19 protein-coding genes and 1 pseudogene are annotated in these 21,720 nt (G+C 72.4%); 13 read left to right on the forward strand and 7 right to left on the reverse strand.

Features of this window, described 5'->3' with window-relative positions:
• Positions 1 to 93: 93 nt before the first annotated feature.
• Genes ACFVS6_RS40895 through ACFVS6_RS40910 form a run of 4 tightly spaced genes read right to left on the reverse strand, consistent with a single transcriptional unit; the run spans position 94 to position 3,702 of the window.
• Positions 94 to 1,320: an ABC transporter permease gene (locus ACFVS6_RS40895; protein ID WP_389711620.1), complete on the reverse strand. Its 1,227-nt coding sequence runs from the start codon at positions 1,318 to 1,320 to the stop codon at positions 94 to 96.
• Positions 1,320 to 2,078, reverse strand: coding sequence for an ABC transporter ATP-binding protein (locus ACFVS6_RS40900; protein ID WP_389711621.1), 759 nt, complete (start codon positions 2,076 to 2,078; stop codon positions 1,320 to 1,322). Before ACFVS6_RS40900 ends, ACFVS6_RS40895 begins: the two co-directional genes overlap by 1 nt.
• Positions 2,075 to 3,208, reverse strand: a complete 1,134-nt coding sequence (locus ACFVS6_RS40905) for a peptidoglycan-binding protein (protein WP_389711622.1) — start codon at positions 3,206 to 3,208, stop codon at positions 2,075 to 2,077. The genes ACFVS6_RS40900 and ACFVS6_RS40905 overlap by 4 nt, the downstream gene beginning before the upstream one ends.
• Complete coding sequence (locus ACFVS6_RS40910; RefSeq protein WP_389711623.1) at positions 3,193 to 3,702, reverse strand: hypothetical protein; 510 nt, start codon at positions 3,700 to 3,702, stop codon at positions 3,193 to 3,195. The genes ACFVS6_RS40905 and ACFVS6_RS40910 overlap by 16 nt, the downstream gene beginning before the upstream one ends.
• A 90-nt stretch (positions 3,703 to 3,792) precedes the next feature.
• On the opposite strand from ACFVS6_RS40910, the gene ACFVS6_RS40915 reads away from it, so the two are divergent.
• The 11 genes and pseudogenes from ACFVS6_RS40915 to ACFVS6_RS40965 all read left to right on the forward strand — a co-directional run bounded on the left by ACFVS6_RS40915 (position 3,793) and on the right by ACFVS6_RS40965 (position 17,087).
• On the forward strand, positions 3,793 to 4,458 hold the full coding sequence (locus ACFVS6_RS40915) for a response regulator transcription factor (protein WP_389711624.1): 666 nt from the start codon (positions 3,793 to 3,795) through the stop codon (positions 4,456 to 4,458).
• Complete coding sequence (locus tag ACFVS6_RS40920) at positions 4,455 to 5,714, forward strand: ATP-binding protein (protein WP_389711625.1); 1,260 nt, start codon at positions 4,455 to 4,457, stop codon at positions 5,712 to 5,714. The genes ACFVS6_RS40915 and ACFVS6_RS40920 overlap by 4 nt, the downstream gene beginning before the upstream one ends.
• Before the next feature lie 23 nt (positions 5,715 to 5,737).
• Positions 5,738 to 6,547: a hypothetical protein gene (locus ACFVS6_RS40925; protein ID WP_389711626.1), complete on the forward strand. Its 810-nt coding sequence runs from the start codon at positions 5,738 to 5,740 to the stop codon at positions 6,545 to 6,547.
• A 915-nt stretch (positions 6,548 to 7,462) separates the two neighbouring features.
• A complete protein-coding gene (locus ACFVS6_RS40930) occupies positions 7,463 to 8,410 on the forward strand; it encodes an LLM class F420-dependent oxidoreductase (RefSeq protein WP_389711627.1) in 948 nt (315 codons plus the stop codon).
• A gap of 10 nt (positions 8,411 to 8,420) precedes the next feature.
• Positions 8,421 to 9,206 (forward strand): SDR family NAD(P)-dependent oxidoreductase, encoded by a 786-nt coding sequence (locus ACFVS6_RS40935; protein WP_385586205.1) that lies wholly within the window; start codon positions 8,421 to 8,423, stop codon positions 9,204 to 9,206.
• A 167-nt stretch (positions 9,207 to 9,373) separates the two neighbouring features.
• Positions 9,374 to 10,501, forward strand: coding sequence for an LLM class flavin-dependent oxidoreductase (locus ACFVS6_RS40940; RefSeq protein ID WP_388895575.1), 1,128 nt, complete (start codon positions 9,374 to 9,376; stop codon positions 10,499 to 10,501).
• A 208-nt stretch (positions 10,502 to 10,709) separates the two neighbouring features.
• Positions 10,710 to 12,455: pseudogene (locus tag ACFVS6_RS40945) on the forward strand (amidohydrolase family protein); the annotation flags it as partial.
• Positions 12,452 to 13,945, forward strand: coding sequence for an aldehyde dehydrogenase family protein (locus ACFVS6_RS40950; protein WP_389711628.1), 1,494 nt, complete (start codon positions 12,452 to 12,454; stop codon positions 13,943 to 13,945). The pseudogene ACFVS6_RS40945 and the gene ACFVS6_RS40950, both read left to right, overlap by 4 nt.
• Before the next feature lie 266 nt (positions 13,946 to 14,211).
• Positions 14,212 to 15,120 (forward strand): hypothetical protein, encoded by a 909-nt coding sequence (locus tag ACFVS6_RS40955; protein WP_389711629.1) that lies wholly within the window; start codon positions 14,212 to 14,214, stop codon positions 15,118 to 15,120.
• A 132-nt stretch (positions 15,121 to 15,252) separates the two neighbouring features.
• Positions 15,253 to 15,858 (forward strand): DUF5819 family protein, encoded by a 606-nt coding sequence (locus ACFVS6_RS40960; RefSeq protein ID WP_389711630.1) that lies wholly within the window; start codon positions 15,253 to 15,255, stop codon positions 15,856 to 15,858.
• A complete protein-coding gene (locus tag ACFVS6_RS40965) occupies positions 15,855 to 17,087 on the forward strand; it encodes an HTTM domain-containing protein (protein WP_389711631.1) in 1,233 nt (410 codons plus the stop codon). The genes ACFVS6_RS40960 and ACFVS6_RS40965 overlap by 4 nt, the downstream gene beginning before the upstream one ends.
• Before the next feature lie 3 nt (positions 17,088 to 17,090).
• Here the strand turns inward: ACFVS6_RS40965 and ACFVS6_RS40970 are convergent, their stop codons facing one another.
• Complete coding sequence (locus ACFVS6_RS40970) at positions 17,091 to 18,179, reverse strand: DNA alkylation repair protein (protein ID WP_389711632.1); 1,089 nt, start codon at positions 18,177 to 18,179, stop codon at positions 17,091 to 17,093.
• A 271-nt stretch (positions 18,180 to 18,450) separates the two neighbouring features.
• Here ACFVS6_RS40970 and ACFVS6_RS40975 point away from each other — a divergent pair, with 271 nt between their 5' ends.
• Together ACFVS6_RS40975 and ACFVS6_RS40980 are read left to right on the forward strand one after the other, a co-directional pair.
• Positions 18,451 to 20,010 (forward strand): APC family permease, encoded by a 1,560-nt coding sequence (locus ACFVS6_RS40975; protein ID WP_389711633.1) that lies wholly within the window; start codon positions 18,451 to 18,453, stop codon positions 20,008 to 20,010.
• Positions 20,011 to 20,283: 273 nt separating this feature from the next.
• Positions 20,284 to 20,565, forward strand: coding sequence for a hypothetical protein (locus tag ACFVS6_RS40980; RefSeq protein WP_389711634.1), 282 nt, complete (start codon positions 20,284 to 20,286; stop codon positions 20,563 to 20,565).
• An 80-nt stretch (positions 20,566 to 20,645) separates the two neighbouring features.
• On the opposite strand, the gene ACFVS6_RS40985 is transcribed toward ACFVS6_RS40980, so the two are convergent.
• Both ACFVS6_RS40985 and ACFVS6_RS40990 read right to left on the reverse strand, forming a co-directional pair.
• The gene (locus ACFVS6_RS40985) at positions 20,646 to 21,044 is read right to left on the reverse strand and encodes a VOC family protein (RefSeq protein WP_389711635.1); all 399 of its coding nucleotides are present in this window, start codon (positions 21,042 to 21,044) and stop codon (positions 20,646 to 20,648) included.
• A gap of 140 nt (positions 21,045 to 21,184) precedes the next feature.
• Positions 21,185 to 21,556, reverse strand: a complete 372-nt coding sequence (locus ACFVS6_RS40990; protein ID WP_389711636.1) for a VOC family protein — start codon at positions 21,554 to 21,556, stop codon at positions 21,185 to 21,187.
• Between the last annotated feature and the right edge of the window lie 164 nt (positions 21,557 to 21,720).

Consider the following 21,720-nt stretch of genomic DNA (forward strand, 5'->3'; position numbering starts at 1 on the left):
GCGGGACGTCCCCGACACGGACCAGCCGGACCCCGCCCACCCCCGACCCCGCCCCACAGAACAACCCCGCCCCACCCGCAGCCCCCACCCCCCCTACCCCGCCTGCAGCGCCAAGGTCGGGGAGAGGCGGGCCGCGCGGACCGCCGGGTAGAGGCCGGCCAGGGTGCCTATGGCCAGGGTGGCTGCGAAGCCGCCCGTCACGGCCCAGAGGGGGACCACCCACGGGAGGTCGCCCGCTCGGGCGTAGATCGCCGTGGCGGCTCCGCCCAGGGCGATGCCCGCCAGGCCCCCGAGGCCGGACAGGAGCAGTGACTCCGTGACGAACTGGATCCGGATCTGCCCCTTGGTGGCGCCGAGCGAGCGGCGCAGGCCGATCTCGTGGCGGCGTTCCAGCACCGAGATGATCATGGTGTTGGCCACGCCGACTCCGCCCACCAGGAGGGCGATCCCGCCCAGGCCGAGGAGGAGGGTGCTGAAGGCGCCCTCGGTGGCGGCCTTCGCCTGGAGCGCGGCCGACGGGTCGGTCACCGACACCGCGCTCGGGGTCTTCGGGTTCGCCGTCCGGGCGATGAGTTCGCGGACCTCCGCCACCCGGTCGTCCGCCGAGCGCTCGTAGACCGCCGTCGGGTTGCCGTCGAAGCCGAGGAGTTCCTCGGCCGCCGTCCAGCCGACCAGGGCCGAGCGTTCGATCTCCGGGGCGAGCGGCACCGGTGCCAGGATGCCGGTCACCGTGAAGTAGCGCCCGCCGATGAAGACCTGCCGGCCGGGCTCGGTGATGCCCAGCCGCTGGGCCGCGACGTGCCCGAGGACCACCGCCGGGTAGCGGCCGGTGGCGCCGTTCAGCCAGGCGCCGCGCGCCGTGCGGGCCCGTAGGGTGCCGAGCAGGTCGTCCTTGGCGGCCTTGACCGCGATGCCGCCCGTCTCCGCGGCCGGGATGTTCTCCGACCGGCGGACGGACTGCGCCACGTCACCGGTCGTCCCGACCGACAGGACGCCGTCGATGCGGCCGATCATGGCGGGGGCGTCCTGGGGGAGCGTGGTGTCCTGCCCCGTGAACATGCCCTGCCCCGGGGTCGCGACGAGCATGTTCGTGCCCAGCTTGTCGAGTTCGCGGAGCAGCTTGGCCTGGCTGGACGAGGAGATCCCGACCACCGCGATCATCGTCGCGATGCCGATGGCGATGCCGAGCGCCGACAGGAACACCCGCATGGGCCGGGAGCGCAGCCCCGCGGAGCCCGCGTGCAGGACGTCGCGCGGGGTGAGTCGGGGCGGGGTGAGCCGTGCGCGCCGGGATGCGCGGGTCCTCGTACGGGAGCCCATCAGGCGGCCTCCGTCCCGGACGGGTTCCGCAGGTCGGCGACGATCTTGCCGTCCCTGATGCGGACCTGGCGGGGCAGGCTCGCCGCGATCTCGTTGTCGTGGGTGATCACGGCGATGGTGGCCCCGTCCTCGTTCAGTTCGCGCAGCAGTTCCATCACCGACCGGCCGGACGCCGTGTCCAGGGCGCCGGTCGGTTCGTCGGCGAGCAGCAGGTCGGGTCGGCCCGCCACCGCCCGGGCGATGGCGACGCGCTGTTTCTGCCCGCCCGACAGTTCGTGCGGGCGGTGGTCGGTACGGTCGCCGAGGCCGACCCGCTCCAGGGCGGCCGCCGCGCGGCGGCCGCGTTCGGTGCGGGACAGCCCGGAGTAGAGCAGTCCCTCGGCGACGTTCGCGAGGGCGCTGAGGCCCGGTACGAGGTGGAAGGACTGGAAGACGAACCCGACGTGGCGCGAGCGCAGCGCCGACAGGGCCCGGTCGGACAGGGCCGCGACGTCGTGGCCGGCGATGGCGACGCGGCCGGCGGTGGGCCGGTCCAGGGTGCCGATGATGTGCAGCAGGGTGGACTTGCCGGAGCCGGACGGGCCGACGAGCGCGAGGAGTTCACCGTTCATGACGGTCAGGTCGATGCCGCGCAGGGCGGTGACCCCGCCGGGGTACTCCTTGGTCACCCCGGCCAGTTCGACGACGGGGCGGGAACGGAGTTCCGTGGTCCGCGCGGCCGCGTGCTCCGCCAAGGGCTCGGGTACGTGCCGGCTCACAGCTTCGGCACCCCGACCCGCATGCCCTCCTTGAGGGCGTCGCCGGTCACCTCGACGCGGCCGTTGCCGAACATGCCGAGCTCGACCTTGACGTCGCGGGTCCGGCCGTCCTCGACGACCTGGACGCCGAAGCCACCGCCCGGCAGTGCCAGCAGGGCGTTGACCGGTACGGACAGGACGCCCTTGCGGGTCTCGCCGGTGAGCCGCACCGAGACGGGGGACTGGTCGGGGCCCTTGACGTCGCCGGGGTTGTCGAAGACGACGGTCACCTCGACCTTGGGCTTCTTGTCGCCGCCCCCGCCGCCCCCGCCCCCGCCACCGCCGCCGGAGCCCGCGCCGCCGTTCGGGTCGTCCGTGCCGGCCGTGCCGCCGACGGAGTCGATCTTCCCGGTGGCACTGGCGCCCCCGGGCAGCCGTACGGTCACCTTGTCGCCGGTCCGCGCCGCTTCCGCCTTCGCCGCCTCCAGTTGGAGACGGGCGATCCGCTCGGTTCCGGTCACGGTGAGCACCGGCTTGCCCGGTCCGGGTTCGTCGCCGACGGCCGAGTCGTTCCGCTTGATGCGCTGCGGGCCGGTCGCGAAGGCGATGTCCTCCTTCGCGACCTCACCGGTCTCCGGTGCCTTGTGGGCCTTCTGCCAGCGTTTCACCGCAGCCGTCGTGCCCGTGGTGAAGGTGGCGTCCGAGGCGTCGAGACCCGTTCCCCAGCCGAGGGCGATCAGGTTCCGCTTGAGCTGTTTGACGTCGTCGCCCCTGTCGCCCGCCTTCAGCGGCCGGTACATGGGCGTGGACCCGTACATCAGCCGCACCGGTTTCCCGTTGATCTCGTACAGCTTCGCGTCGCGCTCGACCGCCGAGCCCTCGGGCGCGGTCCAGGTGAGGACGCCGGGGCCGGGCGCGCTCAGCTTGCGTTCCTGCGCGTAGCCGAGGGTGCCCTCCACCTGGAGCCCCGCGCTGAGGTCGCCGCGCTGAACCGGAGCGGTGGCCGGGGGGAGGCCGTCGGCGCGTTCCTGCCGTTCGCCGTCCCGCGGGGGCTGGGCGAGGACGGCGTACCCGCCGCCCGAGACGGCGAGGACGACCGCCAGGGTCCCCATCAGCCACGTGCCGCGCCGGGCCATCAGGCCGCTTCGCACTTCTTCTGGGCCTCCTCGAAGGCCTTCTCCTGCCCCTTGGGGATCTCGATGCCCGTTTTCATGCCACCGGGCAGGTACTCGGGGTCCTTGAGCTCCACGCCGTTCTTGCGCATGCACTGGACCCAGCGCAGTTCCTTGTCCTTCTCCTCCTGCGTCGGCTCCTTGCCGGCGCCGGGGGCGCTCATTCCGCAGGCCTTCATGGCCTCTTCCATCTTCTGCGGGTCCGCGCCGCCGCCGACCGTCATGCCGTTCGGGTTCTGGCCGGGCTCGGGGTCGGGCGCGTCGATGCCGTGCTCGCGCAGGCACTGGCGCATCTTCACGGCCGCGTCCGCGTCGGCTCCGCCCTTGCCGCCGCCGCTGCTCGCGGAGCTGCCCTTGCCGTCGCCGTCCTTGCCGTCGCTCCCGCCGGACGTGCCGCCGTTCGTGCAGGCGGTGACGAAGAGGGTCAGGCCGGTCAGCGCGGCGGCCGTGGTCATGGTCAGGGATCGCTTCATGGGCCCGAGCGTGCGGGAAAGAGGGGTTTCGCTTCCCTCTCGCAGTCCGCTTACAACGGCGAAATGTTCTCCTCCTGTAGAGAGGACGGCATGCGAGTTCTGGTGGTGGAGGACGAGGCGTTCCTGCGGGAGATGATCGCCGAGGGGTTGCGCCGTGACGCGCTGGCCGTCGACGAGGCGGCCGACGGACTGGAGGCGCTGAGTCGCCTGCGGCTGGGGGACTACGACGTCCTCGTCCTGGACCGTGACCTGCCCGGGCTGCACGGCGACGAGGTCTGCCGTCAGGTGGTGCGCGAGCGGCTGCTGACGCGGGTGCTGATGCTGACCGCCTCGGGGACCGTCCGCGACCGCGTGGAGGGCCTGGGCCTCGGCGCGGACGACTACCTCACCAAGCCGTTCGCCTACGACGAACTGCTCGCCCGCGTCCTGGCCCTCGGCCGGCGCGTTCGGCCGGCGCTGCCGCCGGTCCTGGAACGGGCCGGGCTCGCCCTGGACACGGCCCGCCGCTCGGCCACCCGCGACGGGCACCGGCTGGCGCTCTCGCGCAAGGAGTTCGCGGTGCTGGAGGCGCTGCTGCGCGCCGAGGGGGCGGTGATGAGCAGCGACGACCTGATCGAGCGGGTGTGGGAGGAGGGCACGGGCTACAGCACGAACGCGGTCCGGGTCACGCTCAGCAAGTTGCGCGCCAAGCTGGGCGAGCCTCCGCTGATCGAGACGGTCCCGGGCGCGGGCTACCGGATCACGGGTCCGCGATGAGAGCAGTGCTCCATTCCGAGCGCGCCCGTCTCACCGCGCTGTACGGCACGCTGCTGGTCCTCGCGGGCGGCGGCCTGGTCGCGCTGGTCAACGTCCTGCTGCGCAAGGGACTCGGTTCGCGGGTCAGCGGGGCCGTCACCACCGTGATGCCCGGGGTCCCGATCGACGGCCGGGACCCCGTCCCGGGCGAGAAGGTGTTCGTCCCCGCCCGGAAGCTGCCGCCGGGCGTCGCCCCGTCCGAGGCGCAGCTCGCGCAGTGGGCGGCGACGAAGAACGTGTCCCGCGCCGCCGAACAGGCCGCGCTGCACGAGCTGACGGTGGTGTCCCTCGTCGCGTTGGCCCTGTTCGCGGTGCTGTCGGTGTGGTTGGCCTGGTGGATGGCGGGCCGGGTGCTGCGTCCCGTCGGAGTGATCACCGAGAAGGCGCGCCGGTTGTCGGGGGCGAACCTGCACGAGCGGATCGCCCTCCAGGGCCCGCCCGGCGAGTTGAAGCGGCTCGCGGACACGTTCGACGGGATGCTCGACCGGATGGAGGGCCTGGTCACGGCTCAGCGCCGGTTCGCGGCGAACGCCGCGCACGAGCTGCGCACGCCGGTGGCGGTGCAGCGGGCCGCCGCCGAGATCGGGCTGGCGGGGGACCCGGATCCGCAGAAGGTGGCCCGGATCCGGGAGCGGCTCATCGCGGTGGCCGACTCCAGCGAGCACCTCATCGAGTCGCTGCTGCTGTTGGCGGTCTCCGAGGAGGGCCTGGAGTCGGTTGAGCCGGTTGACCTGGCGGCGCTGGCGGAAACGGAACTCGCCGCGGCCTTCCCGTCCGGCGGGTCGGGGGAGGCGTCGGACGCAGCACCGTCCGTCGTGCGGGACCTCGCGCCGCTCACCGTCAGTGGCGACGGGACGCTGCTCGGGCATCTGGTGCGGAACCTGCTCGCGAATGCAGTGCGTCACAACCGTGCGGGCGGCCGGGTGTTCGTGGCGACCACCGCGGACGGGGTGTTGAAGGTGTCCAACACCGGTCCGCAGATCGCGGCGGCGGACGTGCCGCGGCTGCTGGAGCCGTTCCGTCGGAGGGCCGAACGGCGTCACACCGCTGGTGAGGGCGCCGGCCTGGGCCTGTCGATCGTCGCCTCGATCGCGCGGGCGCACGGTGCGGAGCTCCTCGCGGAGGCCAATCCGGAGCCGGACGGCGGGCTGACGGTACGGGTCCGCTTTCCGGCGGCACCAGGGCCCGGGAGGGCGGGCGTTCGGCGGGACCGATGATCACCTGATGTACGGTCGGTTGAATGAGCAAGCACGCCCGAGCCCGCTCCCGTCCCCGCTCGTCCTCCGCAGGTCGACCGCAGCGGGCCGTCACCGTTGCCGCGTTCCTGGGACTGTTGGTCTTCGGGGCCGGCTGGCTGTACGCGCTGCACGAGCCGCCCGGCGCGCCGGTGCCGCAGACCCGCTCGGACGCGCGCCCGCAGACCGCGGACCGGGCGGCGCGCACCGTGCAGCGCACGGACCCCTTCCAGGGGCTGCCGGGCATCAGCGCGGACACGCGCGCCAGGATTCCGGCGGACTCCCGGCAGCTGGTGCTGGTGACCGGTAGGGCCAAGGACTCCTCGGAGTCCGACGTCGCCCTGTACACGCGGCCCGCGTCGGGCGAGGACTGGACGCGGTCCGCGCAGTGGGCGGGCCGCAACGGCGCCAAGGGCTGGTCCACGGAGCGTGCGTACGGGGACCTGACGTCCCCGCAGGGCGTGTTCTCCCTCACCGACGCGGGCGGTCTGCTGCCCGCCCCGCCCGGCACGCGGCTGCCGTACGACCGGGACGCCGCGTTCGTCGCCACGGGCCGGGGCGTGAACGGCGAGTCACTGGCGGGTTCCTTCGACTACGTCGTGGCGATCGACTTCAACCGCAAGCAGGGCGTGTCCCCGCTGGACCCGGCGAAGCCGGACGGCGAGGGCAAGGGCGGCAACATCTGGCTCCACGTGGACCACGACGGCCCGTCGCAGGGCTGCGTCGGCATCCCGAAGGACGCGATGCAGACGCTCCTCACCACCCTCGACCCGGCGGCGAAGCCGGTCATCGCCATGGGCCCCGCAGGCTTCTGACCGCCCACCCCAAACCTCCCCGAGCACGGACCCCGCACCACCCCCACCACCGAGCGCCCCACACCGACCCACCACCGGGCCGGCACCGGCCCCAGGCTCGGCCCGCACCGGGCCACGCACCGGCCACCACCGGGCCCATCGCTGGGTCTCCCACACACCGGGCCTAGCACTCACGGCGGCCTCGACGGCCGCCCGGCCCTGCGGCCGGCGGGGTCTCCCACACCGGGTCGGTACCGTGTCTCCCACACCGGCCCAGCAATGGGCCGTGCGCACCGGGTCCCGCACTGGCCCCAGCCCCCGGCCCCCGGCCACTGGCCCCAGCCTCCGGCCCCCGGCCACTGGCCGCCCGGCCGCCGGGCCGCAAGCCCCACGCCGCGCCCCCCGCCCCCCCGCACCCGTCCCGATTCCCGCCCGAGGGGCCGGGGGCGGGGTGGGGTGTCGTCCAGGGCTAAAACGTGATTTGTTGGCGCCCGTCACCGCCCCACCAACGCAGCCCCGGACAGGGCGCCATAAATCATGCCCGCCCAGGACGACACCCCACCCCCCCCCCCGCCCCCCCCCCCCCCCCCCCCCCCCCCGCCGGCCCCCCCCCCCCCCCCCCCCCCCCCCCCACCCCGCCCCCGGCCCCGCCCCCCGGCCCGCCCGCCCGGAGGCCCCGCCCCCCCGGCCCGCCCGCCCGGAGGCCCCGCGTCCCTGCCCCGGCCCCCGCCGTACCGCCACCCGCCCCCACCCCGGCCTCCGCCGCACCAACACCCGCCCCCGCCCCGCCGCACTGGCCCCCGCCGCCCCCCTTGCCTGACGTACCGTCAGATACGACGATGGCCCCGCACCCCCTGGGCGCGTCGACGGGACGCGCCGGGGCGGAGGACCGGCAGGCGAAGGCGAGCCGGCAGACGAAGGCGAGGCGGGTCCGGCATGACACGCGTGTTTCCGGAAGGCAGGCTGGTGTACGGGATGCAGCTCCCGATCCAGTCGCAGAGCACCATCTACGCCGAACCCTGGGAGGCCTCCGCCACCGCGGCCGACCTCGCCGAGGTGGCCCGCGCCGCGGACCGGTCCGGCTTCGGGTACGTGGCCACCTGTGACCACGTGGCCATCCCGCGACGCCTCGCCGGCCCCATGAGCACCATCTGGTACGACCCGGTGGCCACCCTGGCCTTCCTCGCCGGGATCACCGAGCACGTCCGGCTGCTGAGCCACGTCGCGATCGTCGGCCTGCGCCACCCGCTGGTCACCGCCAAGCAGTACGCGACGCTCGACCACCTCTCCGGTGGCCGCCTGATCCTCGGGGTCGGGGCCGGTCACGTCCAGGAGGAGTTCGAGGTGCTCGGCGTCGACTTCGAGCGCCGCGGTGCGGTCCTCGACGAGACCCTGGACGCGCTGCGGGTCGCACTGGGACCCGAGGAGTACCCGGAGTTCGAGGGCGAGCGGTTCTCCTTCCGCGACCTCGGCCAACTGCCCCGGCCCGCCCAGGCGCGGATCCCCGTGTGGATCGGCGGCTCCTCGCCGGCCGCGGTGCGCCGGGCCGCCGTGCGCGGCGACGGCTGGTTGCCGCAGGGTGACCCGCGGGAGAGGATCCCGGCGCAGGTCGCCCGGATCCGCGAGCTGAGGGAGGCGGCCGGGGTCGCCGGCCCCCTGGAGGTCGGTGCGATCACCGAGGCGCTGTACGTCGGGGAGCCCGGCTGGGACACCGGCCGTCGGGCCCTGACCGGCAAGGCGGAGGTGCTCGCGGAGTCCCTCCGTGAGTACGCGGCGCTCGGAGTGGACCAGATCCAGGTCCGCTTCCGCAGTCGCGACCGGGACGAACTCGTCGACCAGATGACCGCTTTCGGGGCCGAGGTGGCCCCGCTCCTCAACGACTAGGGGCACGGGCATGGGAAAGCTGGACGGGCGCGTCGTCATCATCACGGGTGCGGCGCGCGGGCAGGGCGAGCAGGAGGCGCGGCTCTTCGCCGCCGAGGGCGCCAAGGTGCTGCTGGGCGACGTGCTGGACGAGCAGGGGGCCGCCGTCGCCAAGGAGATCGGGGAGGACCGGGCGCGTTACGTCCGGTTGGACGTGAGCCGTGAGGAGGACTGGGCGGCCGCGGTGGCCGCCGCGAAGGAGGCCTTCGGGCCGGTGAGCGGCCTGGTCAACAACGCGGGCATCCTGCGGTTCAACGAGCTGACGGCGACCCCGCTGGAGGAGTTCCAGCAGGTCGTCCAGGTCAATCAGGTCGGGGCCTTCCTCGGCATCAAGTCGGTCGCCCCGGAGATCGAGGCGGCGGGTGGCGGGACCATAGTCAACACCTCCTCGTACACGGGGCTGACGGGCATGGCGTACGTCGGCACGTACGCGGCGACGAAGGCGGCGATCCTCGGTCTGACCCGGGTGGCGGCGCTGGAGCTGGCGGCCAAGGGGATCCGGGTGAACGCCATGTGCCCGGGCGCGGTGGACACCCCGATGGCCAACCCGGGGCTCCTCGACCCGGCCGGGATCACGGACGAGGCCAGGGACGCCATGGCCGACCTGTACAAGCGGGTCGTGCCGCTGGGTCGGGTGGGGCGCCCGGAGGAGGTCGCCCGGTTGGCGCTGTTCCTGACCGGCGAGGACTCCTCGTACATCACCGGCCAGCCCTTCGTCATCGACGGCGGCTGGATGGCGGGCGTGAGCATCCTCTAGCCGGTCGCCGCGGCGGGAGGGGCCGCGGGATCCACGGCGGCAGGGTCCCCGGCACCCCTCCCATAGATCTGATGGAGTGTCAGGTATTGACGCTCGCGCCCCGGCGGTGGAACAGTCGGGGCATCGAATCTGACGCAGCGTCAGAAATCAAAGGACGGTGAACCCCCTTGGAATTCGGGCTCTTCGTGCAGGGATACGTGGCCGAGTCACGGTCCAGGGTCGACCCCGAGGCAGAGCACAAGGCGCTGATCGAGGAGACCGAGTACGTCATCCAGGCGGACAAGTCGGGCTTCAAGTACGCCTGGGCCTCCGAACACCACTTCCTGGAGGAGTACTCCCACCTCTCCGCGAACGAGGTGTTCCTCGGCTACCTCGCGCACGCCACCGAGCGCATCCACCTCGGCTCCGGCATATTCAACCCCCTCGCGCCGGTGAACCACCCGGTGAAGGTCGCCGAGAAGGTCGCCATGCTCGACCACCTCTCCAAGGGTCGCTTCGAGTTCGGCACCGGCCGCGGCGCGGGCAGCCACGAGATCCTCGGCTTCCTGCCCGGCATCGAGGACATGAACGGCACCAAGGAGATCTGGGAGGAGACCATCGCGGAATTCCCCAAGATGTTCCTCCAGGAGGAGTACGAGGGGTTCCAGGGCAAGCACTGGTCGCTGCCCCCGCGCAAGATCTTCCCCAAGCCGTACGGCAAGGCCCACCCGGCGATGTGGTACGCCGCCGGCTCCCCCTCCTCGTACGCCATGGCGGCGAAGAAGGGCCTCGGCGTCCTCGGCTTCAGCGTCCAGAAGGTCTCCGACATGGAGTGGGTGCTGGAGCAGTACAAGACGGCCATCCAGGAGGCGAAGGCCATCGGCGCCTTCGTCAACGACAACGTCATGGTCACCTCCACCGCGATCTGCGCGGAGACCCACGACAAGGCCGTCGAGATCGCCGTCAACGCGAACATGAACCGCTTCCAGTCGCTGGTCTTCCGCTACCACGACACCTTCCCGAGGCCCGAGGCGATACCGCAGTGGCCCGAGCTGCTCCCCGAGTACAACGCGGAGATCATCGAGCTGCTCATCGCCGAGGAACTGATGATCTGCGGTGACCCCTCCGAGGTCCTCCAGCAGTGCAAGCGCTGGGAACAGGCCGGCGCCGACCAGCTGTCCTTCGGCCTGCCGACCGGGGTGTCGTACGAGGACACGATGAACACCATCAAGCTCCTCGGCGAACACGTCATCCCCGAGATCGACACCGACCCGATCCACCGCACCACCCGCTTCCGCGAGGCCGCCGGCTCCTGACGGCACCCACCGCACGGGGGCGGCGTCTTCCCGGACCGCCGCCCCGCACCGGCCCCGGCCGGAGGTCGCCACGGGGCCGCGGCCGGCCCGGCGACCCCCGGCCGGGGCAGCGGCGCGCACTCCGCGACCCGCCCGGGCAGCGGCGCGCACGCGCACCCCGCCGTCCCGGCGGCGGCGCACGCCGCGACCACACCGCACCCGCAGAAGGGACGCCATGCTCGACCACCTGATCAAGGGCGCCACCGTCGTGGACGGCACCGGCGCCCCCGCACGCGTCGCCGACGTCGGCATACGGGACGGCCGGATCGCCGCCATCGGCGCCCCCGGCACCGTCACCGAAGAGGCCCGCACCACCGAGGACGCGACCGGTCTCGTCCTGACCCCCGGCTTCATCGACCCGCACACCCACTACGACGCCCAACTGTTCTGGGACCCGTACGCCACACCCTCCATGAACCACGGCGTCACCACCGTCGCCGGCGGCAACTGCGGCTTCACCCTGGCCCCCCTCAACCCGGACCGCCCCGAGGACGCCGACTACACCCGCCGCATGATGAGCAAGGTCGAGGGCATGGCCCTCAAGGCCCTCGAAGAAGGCGTCGACTGGACCTGGTCCACCTTCGGCGAATACCTCGACGCCCTCGAAGGCCGCATCGCCGTCAACGCCGGCTTCATGGTCGGCCACTGCGCCCTGCGCCGCCACGTCATGGGCGCCGACGCCGTCGGCGGACAGCCCACCCCCGAGCAACTCCAGGAAATGCTCGACCTGTTCCACGACGCGATGAACGCCGGAGCCTGGGGCCTGTCCACCACCCAGTCCTCCACGCACTCCGACGGCGCCGGCGCCCCCGTCGCCTCCCGGCACGCCGGACCCGCCGAACTCCTCGCGCTCTCCCGCGCCGTCGCCGAACACGAGGGCACCCAGCTCGAAGCCATCGTCGCGGGCTGCCTCGACCAGTTCTCCGACGAGGAGATCGACCTCTTCGTCGACATGAGCGCGGCCGCCGGCAGGCCCCTCAACTGGAACGTCCTCACCATCGACGCCTCCGTCCCCGAACGCGTCCCCCGCCAGCTCATCCCCAGCGCCCGCGCCCGCAGGGCCGGCGGCCGCATCGTCGCGCTCACCATGCCGATCCTCACCCCGATGAACATGTCGCTCGGCACCTTCTGCGCCCTCAACCTCATCCCCGGCTGGGGCGACGTCCTCGGCCTGCCCGTACCCGAACGGATCGCGAAGCTCCGCGACGCCGACGTGCGCGCCGAGATGCTGCGCCGCGCCGACAGCAAGGAGGCCGGCGTCTTCCGCCGCCTCGCCAACTTCGGCCGCTACGTCATCGGCGACACGTACAGCAAGGAGAACGAGGGCCTCTCCGGCCGCGTCGTCAACGACATCGCCGCGGAACGCGGGCAGGACGCCTTCCACTGCCTGGTCGAGATCTGCGCCAACGACGACCTGCGCACCGTCCTGTGGCCGATGCCCACCGACAACGACCCGGCGAGCTGGACCCTGCGCGCCGAGACCTGGCAGCACGAGGACGTCATGCTCGGCGGCTCGGACGCCGGCGCCCACCTCGACCGGATGTGCGGAGCCCCGTACACGACCCGCTTCCTCGGCGACTGCCTGCGCGGCCGCAAGCTCGTCCCCCTGGAACAGGCCGTGAAGATGCTCACCGACGACCCGGCCCAGCTCTTCGGGCTGCGCGAACGCGGCCGCGTCGTCGAGGGCTGGCACGCCGACCTCGTGCTGTTCGACCCCGAACGCATCGAGGCCGGCCCGGCGACGCTCGTCCACGACCTCCCCGGGGACAGCCCGCGCCTGGACGCACGGGCCATCGGCATCGTCTCCGTCCGCGTCAACGGCGTGGAGACCATCCGCGACGACCAGGTGACGGGCGCCGTCCCCGGCACCGTGCTCCGTTCCGGCCGGCACACCAGGACGGTGAGCACCCGATGACCACGACGCCCCGCGCCACCCCGACCGGCACGCCCCAGCGGCTCTACATCGGCGGCGACTGGGTCGAGCCCGCCGGCGGGCACTACGAGGTCATCAACCCGGCGGACGAATCCGTCGTCGGGCTCGCCCCCGAAGCCGACCGCTCCCAGGTCGAGGACGCCACCCGCGCGGCCGCGGCGGCCTTCGACGCCTGGTCCCGTACGACGCCCGAGGCGCGGGCGGCGATCCTCGACCGGGCCGCCGACATCATGCAGCGGGAGTACGAACCCTGGGCGGCCCTCGCGCAGGCCGAGACCGGCGCGCCCACCGGCATCGCCCGCGGCATGCAGGTCGGCGTCGGGGTGTCCCGGTTCCGCCGCTACGCCCGCGGCGCCCTGGAGCCGGTCGAGAAGGGCCTGCCGCCGCAGGTCACCGAGGCCGGACCGATGGGGAGGGCCGCCATCCTGGGCGCCCTGGAGGTCCGCCGACCCGTCGGGGTCGTCACCTGCATCACCTCGTACAACAACCCGTGGGCGAACCCGGCGGGCAAGGTCGCCCCGGCCCTGGCCATGGGCAACACGGTCGTCGTGAAGCCGGCGCCGCAGGACCCGCTGTCCGTGTTCAAGATGGCCGAGGCGCTCCACGAGGCCGGGGTCCCCGCCGGCGTCGTCAACGTCGTCTCCGGTAGGTCGGTGGAGGTCGGCGAGGCCGCCGTGGACTCCCCGGACGTGGACATGGTGTCCTTCACCGGTTCCACGGCAGTCGGGCAGCGCATCGCCGAGGTGTGCGGCCGAACCATGAAACGGCAGCTGATGGAGCTCGGCGGCAAGGGTGCGGCGATCGTCCTCGACGACGCGGACCTGGACTCAGCCGTCATGGGCATCGGCACCACCTTCTCCTTCTACAGCGGACAGATCTGCACCGCACCGACCCGGGTGATCGTGCACCGGTCGGTGTACGCGCAGCTCGTGGAGAAGCTCACCGGCTACCTGGCCTTCATGAAGGTCGGCGACCCGGCCGAGCGCGGCACGGTCGTCGGCCCCGTGATCTCGGCGGCGCACCGCGACCGCGTCGAGTCGTACGTGGAGCTCGGCCGCAAGGAGGGCGCCCGGATCGTCCACGGCGGGGAACGCCCCGTGGTGGGGGCGGGCCGCGGCTTCTACGTGGCGCCGACGCTGCTGGTGGACTGCGGCAACGACATGCGCGTGGTGCGGGAGGAGATCTTCGGCCCGGTCGTCGTGGTCGTCCCCTTCGACGGTGCTGAGGACGAGGCCGTCGCGCTGGCCAACGACAGCGACTTCGGGCTGCTGTCGTACGTCTGGTCCGGAGACTCGGCCCGCGCCTTCCGCGTGGCGGGGCGGCTCCGGGCGGGCGGAGTCGGCATCAACACGATCGGCCGGAACATGGAGGCGCCGTTCGGCGGCTTCAAGCAGTCGGGCGTGGGCCGGGACGTGGGCTCCTACGCCCTGCACGCCTACAGCGAGGTCCAGTCGATCGTCTGGCCCGGCTGACGCGGGGACGCCCGGCCGGTGCTCCCGGCCGGGCGGCCGCCCCCGCCCGCCGCCCCCGGTCGACACCCCGGGGAGGGAGGGGGAGCATGGAAGGCACAGGGCGTCATCCGGCCTCCAGGTTGCCGCCGGAACGCAACGACGGCCGGGATTCAGGGGAAACGCGTACCCGTCCCGCCCCCGGGCCGCAGCCCTGTGCACCTTCGGCGACGAGCATCGGCGGCTTCCGGCGGCCCGCCTCTCCGCCAGTCCCTGATGGGAGCACCATCATGCATCTGTCCAGCAGACGCGTCGCGGTTTCCCTGCTCGCGTCGTCCTTCGCACTGTCGGGCGCGTTCGCCTTCGCGGGCACCGCGCAGGCGGTGCCCGCAGCGAGCTGCACGGTAACGCCGGCGGCGAACGGAGCGTCCGTCACCATCACCGGCGAGGGCTTCACGGCTCCCCGGGACCTCCAGGACGGTCAGGCCAGGGAACGACTGACCATCTCGGGCGGCACCTTCAAGGTGACGCGGTTCCAGAAGAACGTCGACTACACCGTGGTCGCCGTCAACGAGGGCCAGAGCCCGACCTTCGTGAACTGCAAGCGCGTTGCCGCCCCGGGCAAGACACAGGGCGGCGGAGCGCAGGGCAACACCCAGGGCAACACGCAGGGCAACACGCAGGGGAACACCCAGGGCAACACGCAGGGCAACACCCAAGGCAACGTCCAGGGGAACACGCAGGGGAACGTCCAGGGCAATGCGCAGGGCAACGTCCAGGGCAACGTCCAAGGAAATGCCCAGGGGAACGCCCAGGGCAACGTCCAGGGCAACGTCCAGGGCAATGCGGCCGGTGGTGGGGCCCAGGGCAACGTCCAGGGGAACGTGCAGGGCAAGGAGCAGGCCGGCGGAGCCCAGGGCAACGTCCAGGGGAACGTGCAGGGCAATGCGGCCGGTGGTGGGGCCCAGGGCAACGTCCAGGGGAACGTGCAGGGCAAGGAGCAGGCCGGCGGAGCCCAGGGCAACGTCCAAGGGAACGTGCAGGGCAATGCGGCCGGTGGTGGGGCCCAGGGCAACGTCCAGGGCAACGTGCAGGGCAAGGCCGAAGGCGGCGGAGCTCAGGGCAACGTCCAGGGGAACGTGCAGGGCAACGCGCCCGGCGGCGGAGCCCAGGGCAACGTCCAGGGCAACGTGGGGTAGCGCATGCGGACGGGGAGCGGCGGGCCCTCGCCGACCGGAGACCCACCGGAAGGCGCGGGCCGGCCCACCGGATCGTCGACGCTCGATGAAGTCGGCAGGCCGGGCGGACCGTTCGGCCTGTCGCGCACATCGGTGGGGATCGTCGTCCTCGCCGTGGCGGCCGTCATGGTCGCGGCCGCCCTGCACCTGGCGATGCTCTTCCTCAACAACGCCCCGGCGAACGCCCTCTCCCGACAGCACGCCGCCCTCATCAACCGCTACGTGGCCCCCGAGTTCACGCAGGAGTGGCAGCTCTTCGCCCCCAACCCGCAATCGTCGAACGTGCACGTCCAGGCCCGTGCCCAGGTCCTCGCGCCCGACGCCGACGGCCGCCCCGGCCGCTTCACCGAGACCGACTGGGTGGACCTGACCGCCATCGACGAACGCGGCATCCTGCACAACCCCTTCCCCAGCGAGGCGCACCAGAACGAACTCCGCCTCGCCTGGACCAACTACATCTACTCCCTCGACGACAAGGGTCTGCCGACCGGCGAGTTCGGGAACCTGACGCAACGGCTCCTGTTGCGCCTCGCCGTCGACCGGCTCGAACCCCGGGTCGACGGAACCCTCCGGGCCGTCCAACTGCGTTCCGCCGTCACACCGGTGGGCGCGCCCGCGTGGAGCGACCAGCGGATCGACACCGGGACCCAGTACCTGGTTCAGCCGTGGTGGGCCGTCAAGGGGGAGGACCTCAAGTGACCACGTACTCTCCCGTCACGGCCGGTCCGACCGCCGAACCGCCGCCCCCGCCTCCGACCGCGCCCGCGTCGGAGCCGCGCGGAGTCCGGGCGACCGTCCGGCGGGGCCTGGTGCGGATCACCTCCGAGGCCGTCGCCCCGTACCAGGCGGCCGTCGTCCGGATCGGTTTCTCCCTCACCTGGATCGTCCTGCTGCTGCGCGAGTGGGTGTACCGCAACCGGCTCTTCGGCACGGACAGCGCCTGGAGCTGGGGGATGGCCCAGGAGTGGAACGCCACGACGCACGCCTTCTCCGTCCTCATGTGGAACGACGGCCGGCTGTGGTTCGAGATCGTCTACGTGGCGGCCATCGCCGCGGCCGTGATGCTGCTGCTGGGCTGGCGGACCCGTACCGCCTCGTTGCTGTTCATGATCGGTGTGCTGGCCCTCCAGAACCGGAGTCCCTTCGTGGGCAACGGCGGCGACAACGTCGTCCACGTCATGGCGATCTACCTGGTGCTGACGCGCTGCGGCCGGGTCTGGTCGCTGGACGCGCGGCGCGCCGCGCGCCGCCGCGATGCCGACCCCGGCGCGGGCCGGGGCGCGACCGACACCACCGACACGACCGGGACCGTGCTGTGGACGCTCGGCACCGCCCTGCTCGCGACGATCACCGCGCTGGGCCTGCTGAGCACGGGCTGGGCGCTGCTGCTGTGGGGTTTCGTCCTCGCCCAGCTCGCCTGGTGGCTGGTGCGCCGGTACGCGCCCGGCGAGCCCCGCGCTGTGATGGGCATGGTCGGGAACGTGGTGCACGCCGGCGCGATGTTCGTGATCGCGGCCCAGGTGTGCCTGATCTACGCGGCCTCCGGCTGGTACAAGATCCAGGGCTCCCTCTGGCAGGACGGCACGGCGCTCCACTACGTGCTGCACCTCGGCAACGTCACCCCGTGGCCCGCCCTGTCCCATGCCGTCGCGAGCAGCGGGGTGATCGTCCTGCTGCTGACGTACGGCACGGTGATCGTCGAGGTCGCGTTCCCGTTCACCCTCTTCAGCGGCAGACTGAGGACGATCATGGTCCTGATCATGATGTCCATGCACGCCGGCATCGGGATCCTGCTGGGCCTGCCCTATTTCGCCCTGGCGATGATCGCGGCGGACATGCTGTTCCTGCCGACGGCCCTGCTGAAGCGCATCGGCGACCGCGTGGCGCGCGCCGCCCGGTGGGGGCGGAACGCGGCGCCCGCGCCGTAGGGCTCAGGACGCGTCGAGGGAGAACCCGGCCTCGCCCCGGACCCGGCCGTTGACCTGGAGCTGCACCAGGTGCCCGCCGGAGTGGTAGCGGCGGGTGGTGATCGGCTTGAAGGAGTGGCGCCGGGATCCGGTGAGCGTTTCCCCGGGGGCCAGGGCGCGGGTGGTGAGCTTGAAGACCTTCGGGGTGCGGGTCCCGTTGGCCTTGACGTGGTGGATGACGTAGTCGATGACCAGCTCGGCGGGGCGCGGGCCGGTGTGCGTGACCTCGTACGAGAAGACGAGGTACTCGCCGACGGCGACGCTCGGGGTGGCCACGACCGGTCCGCGGACGGTGACGGCGACGTCGGGGGAGTGCCCCAGCAGCGTCAGCGCGCCGGGGTGGCCGGCCTTGATCAGGGTGCGCAGCCCGTGCCGGACGACGCGGTCCGTGGCGCCGGTGGTGTCGTCCCGCCATACGGCGGCGGTCTCGACCGCGAGGTCGGGGTGGTCGCGGCTGATGTCGTTGAGGTGGTTGGAGACGGACCGGCGCACGTACTCGGACGTGTCGCGGTGGAGGGCGTGCAGTACGGGGACGGCCGGGCGCGGGTCGGCGATGAACGCCGGTAGCTGCGGGGCCCAGGGCAGCCGGGGCCGCGTCCCCTCACTGGCGAGCCGGCGGACGTGCGGGTCGGGGTCGTCCGTCCACTTCCGTACGACGGCCAGCGCGCGCTCGGGGTCGGCGCGCAGGAAGGGGCGGACGGCGGATTCGGCGGTGAGGCGGGGGGTGAGGTCGCGGAGCAGGGCGAGGCCGGGTTCGAAGGCCGTCAGTCCGCGCACGGCGACGGCCTCGTTGACCGGGAAGGTCATCCAGCCGGCGAAGTCGGGGTCCTCCAGGGCCGTGCGGACGACGGCCTCGAAGGCGGGCCAGTCATCGGGCAGGTCGGTGAGGACGGCGTCGCGGACGGCCGCGACCCGAGCCCCGTAGCCGAGGCCGTCGAGGGCTCCGGCGCAGGTGAGAGTTGCGGGGGAGCGGGGTGCGCGGGCCGCCCGGGCGAGCTTCCGGGCCAGGTTACTGACGGTATCCGCGCTGAGGAGCTCGTCGGCAGTGGGCATGGGGCCATTGTGGCGGTAGGGGCCTTGGTGGCGGCGGCCCGAAAATTTGCACGGGAAAGTTTTGAAAGGTACAAAACGGGCATGGCTGCGGTTTCCGCATTCCGGAAGGTTTGGCCCCGGGCCTTCCGAAGCGCGATTGGATGCCTGAGTGAACCTTGTATTGCGGGAGTGTGAACAGTCCAGACCTCGGGATTCCAAGGGATTTAGCCCTGTGAAGTACTGGACTTAAGTCTTCCGAATGAGGAAACCGCAGCGTCTAACGTCCTTACCCATGACACAGCTGGACGTTCGGCCTCGGGTCGGAGACACGGTAAGCGGCGTCGCCGAGGGCGACGTTCGCGGCAAGGGCCTCGGCAAGGGGTCCGTCGGACTGGTGGGAAGCGCCGTCATCGGCATCTCCACCGTCGCCCCCGTCTACTGCCTGACCTCGACCCTCGGCTCCACCGCCGGTGAGGTCGGCATGCAGATGCCGGCGATCTTCCTCGCCGGTTTCCTGCCGATGCTGCTGGTCGCCTTCGCCTACCGCGAGCTCAACAAGGCCATGCCGGACTGCGGCACCTCCTTCACCTGGACGGTCAAGGCCTTCGGCCCCCGCATCGGCTGGATGTGCGGCTGGGGCCTGGTGATCGCCACGATCATCGTGCTCTCCAACCTTGCCGGCGTCGCGACCTCCTACTTCTGGCTCCTGGCCGGCGAGATAACGGGCAACGAGTCGATCGCGGCCCTCGACGACAACAAGCTCGTCCACATCGTCACCTGCCTCACCCTGATCGCCGCCGCGACCGCCATCAGCTACCGCGGGATGACCGCCACCAAGGGCGTCCAGTACACCCTGGTCGGCCTCCAGCTCGTCGTCCTCGCCATCTTCGTCGCGATGGCCTTCCAGAAGGCCGCGGCCGGCTCCTTCGACACCGGCATCGACTTCTCCTGGTCCTGGATGAACCCCTTCGCGGTCGAGTCCATGGCGGCCTTCACCGCCGGACTCTCGCTCTCGATCTTCATGTACTGGGGCTGGGACGCCTGCCTGGCGACCAACGAGGAGACCACCGGCTCCGCCAAGACCCCGGGCCGCGCCTCGCTCATCGCGATGATCGTCCTCGTCGGCTCCTACCTGGCCACCGGCGTCGCCGCCCAGATGGCCGTCGGATCCGGCGCCACGGGCCTCGGCCTCGGCAACCCGGAGACCTCCGACAACGTCTTCGCCGCCCTCGCCGGCCCCGTCATGGGCCCCGTGCTCGGCATCCTGCTCTTCGTCGCGGTCCTGGCCTCGGCGACCGCCTCGCTCCAGACCACCTTCATCCCCGTGGCCCGCACGGTCCTCGCCATGTCCACGTACGAGGCCCTGCCGCCCTCCTACGCCAAGGTCCACGAGCGGTTCAAGACCCCCGGCCGCGCCACCGTCATGGCGGGCGTCGCCACCGGCGTCTTCTACACCGTGATGACCCTGGTCAGCGAGAACGTCCTCACCGACACGATCTTCGCGCTCGGCCTGATGATCTGCTTCTACTACTCGCTGACGGCCTTCGCCTGCGCCTGGTACTTCCGCGGCGAGCTGCGCCGCTCCGCCCGCGACCTGTTCTTCAAGGGCGTCTTCCCGGTCCTCGGCGGCCTGCTCCTCGCCACGGTCTTCTTCAAGACCCTGATCGACATGTGGAACCCGTCCTACGGATCCGGTTCCACCGTCCTCGGGGTCGGCAGCGTCTTCGTCATCGGCGTCGGCCTGCTCGCCCTGGGCCTGGTCATCATGATCGTCACCGAGCGCCGCAGCCCCGCCTTCTTCCGCGGCGAGATCCTCACCAAGTCCACGCCGGCGCTGGTGGTCGAGGACTGACGCACCCCGACCCACTCCACGCCGTTCGCCCCGTGTCATCCCTGCGGCCCCCCACCGGTACCGGTGGGGGGCCGCAGGCGTCGGGGCGGGTGGTGCGGGTGGTGGGTGGCGGGTGACGACGGTGGCGGTGCACCGGCCCCGTCCGCGGCCCCGTTCCGGGCCGGTCGGGGGCGCGGGGGTGGTTCGGGTGGCCGCGTTGACGCCGTGGTGGGTTCCCACCGGCACCGCAGTGACCCGGGGAGCGGCGGGGTCGTTGGGCGGGGCATGAATGCCATGAAGCGCACCCTTTCCGCCCTGGTCCTCTCCGGCGGCGCCGCCCTCGCACTCACCCCCGTCGTCGCGCACGCCGACGAGGCCCCGGTCCAGGCGCCCCCCATCACGCAGCGCGTCACCGACATCGTCGACCACCCGGGACAGGCCGTCCAGGACACGAAGACGGCCGTGGCCGTGACCTCCCAGGCCGCCGGCACCGCCTCCAAGGCCACCGAGGCCTCCCTCGCCGGCGCGGGCGGCGCCCTGTCCGCGGGCCTCCCCAAGGCCCCGGGCGTGGGCTGACCCCACCCTTCGGGCCCTTTGCCCGCCGTGCCGAGCACCGGCCGCCGACCCGCAGGGTGACGGCCGGGCCGGCGGCCGGCTCAGCCCCAGGTGCGGGAGCAGAGCACCAGCCGGTAGCCGTCGGGGTCCACGACCGTCACCCCGTGCTCGTCCCAGTACGGGTTGTGCGAGGCCACCCGGGTCCCGCCGCAATCGAGCAGGCGCCGCACGAGGGCCTCGTCGGGGGCCTGCCCGAGGTAGACGACGAACAGGTCGTCCACGGTGGGCGCGGGAGTGATCGGGCTCTGGGGGTCCAGGGTGAGCTCGAAGTGCCAGCCACCCCCGGTCGGCCCGACCATCAGCAGATCGTGCTCCCCCGGGACCTGCCCGGAGGTCCGCCAGAGGACGTCGAGCCCGAGTCCGTCCACGTAGAACCGCTCGGCGGCCTCCAGGTCGAGGGACGGTCGCGCGACGCGGATGTGGGTCCGTGAATCGATCATGCCGGCAGGCTACGGCTCCACCGCCGGAGGCGGTGAACCGGGAGCCGGATGTGTCAGGTGGAGAAGCCGCCGACACCGCCGTGAACGTCTCCACCCACAGGCCGGTGGACCGACCCGTCGCGGTGGACCAACCCGCCGCCCTAGCCCCGCTCGGCCGCGCTGCGCTCGACGCAGAACTCGTTGCCCTCGGGATCGGCCATGGTCACCCAGCCCGTCCCGTCCGCATTCCGCCGGTCGCCGACGACCGTCGCACCCAGGGCGAGGATGCGCTCCACCTCCTCGTCACGGGTCCGGTCCTGCGGCTGGAGGTCGAGGTGCACGCGGTTCTTCACCGTCTTGGCGTCGGGAACCGTCACGAACAGCACCGCCGCCCCGGAAGCGGTGACCAACGCCTCGGGGTCGCCGGGAAAGTCGTCGTCGGAGACCGAACCGTCAAGGGCCGCAGCCCAGAACTGCGCCAGGCGGTAGGCGTCGGAACAGTCGATGGTGATGTGTCGCACGAGTGAGGCCATGGCCCGCACTATCGATCACCGGCCCAAGCGGTGTCCATCGACTTAGGTGGGGTGGGCGGGGTCGGGGGCTTCAGTGGGGCGGGGTCGGGGGTGGGGGCTGCGGGTGGGGCGGGGTTGTCCTGTTGGTGGGGTCGGGGGGTGGGCGGGATGTCGTTGCTCCGGAT

This window comes from Streptomyces sp. NPDC057939 (assembly GCF_042887545.1).
Taxonomy (GTDB): Bacteria; Actinomycetota; Actinomycetes; order Streptomycetales; family Streptomycetaceae; genus Streptomyces.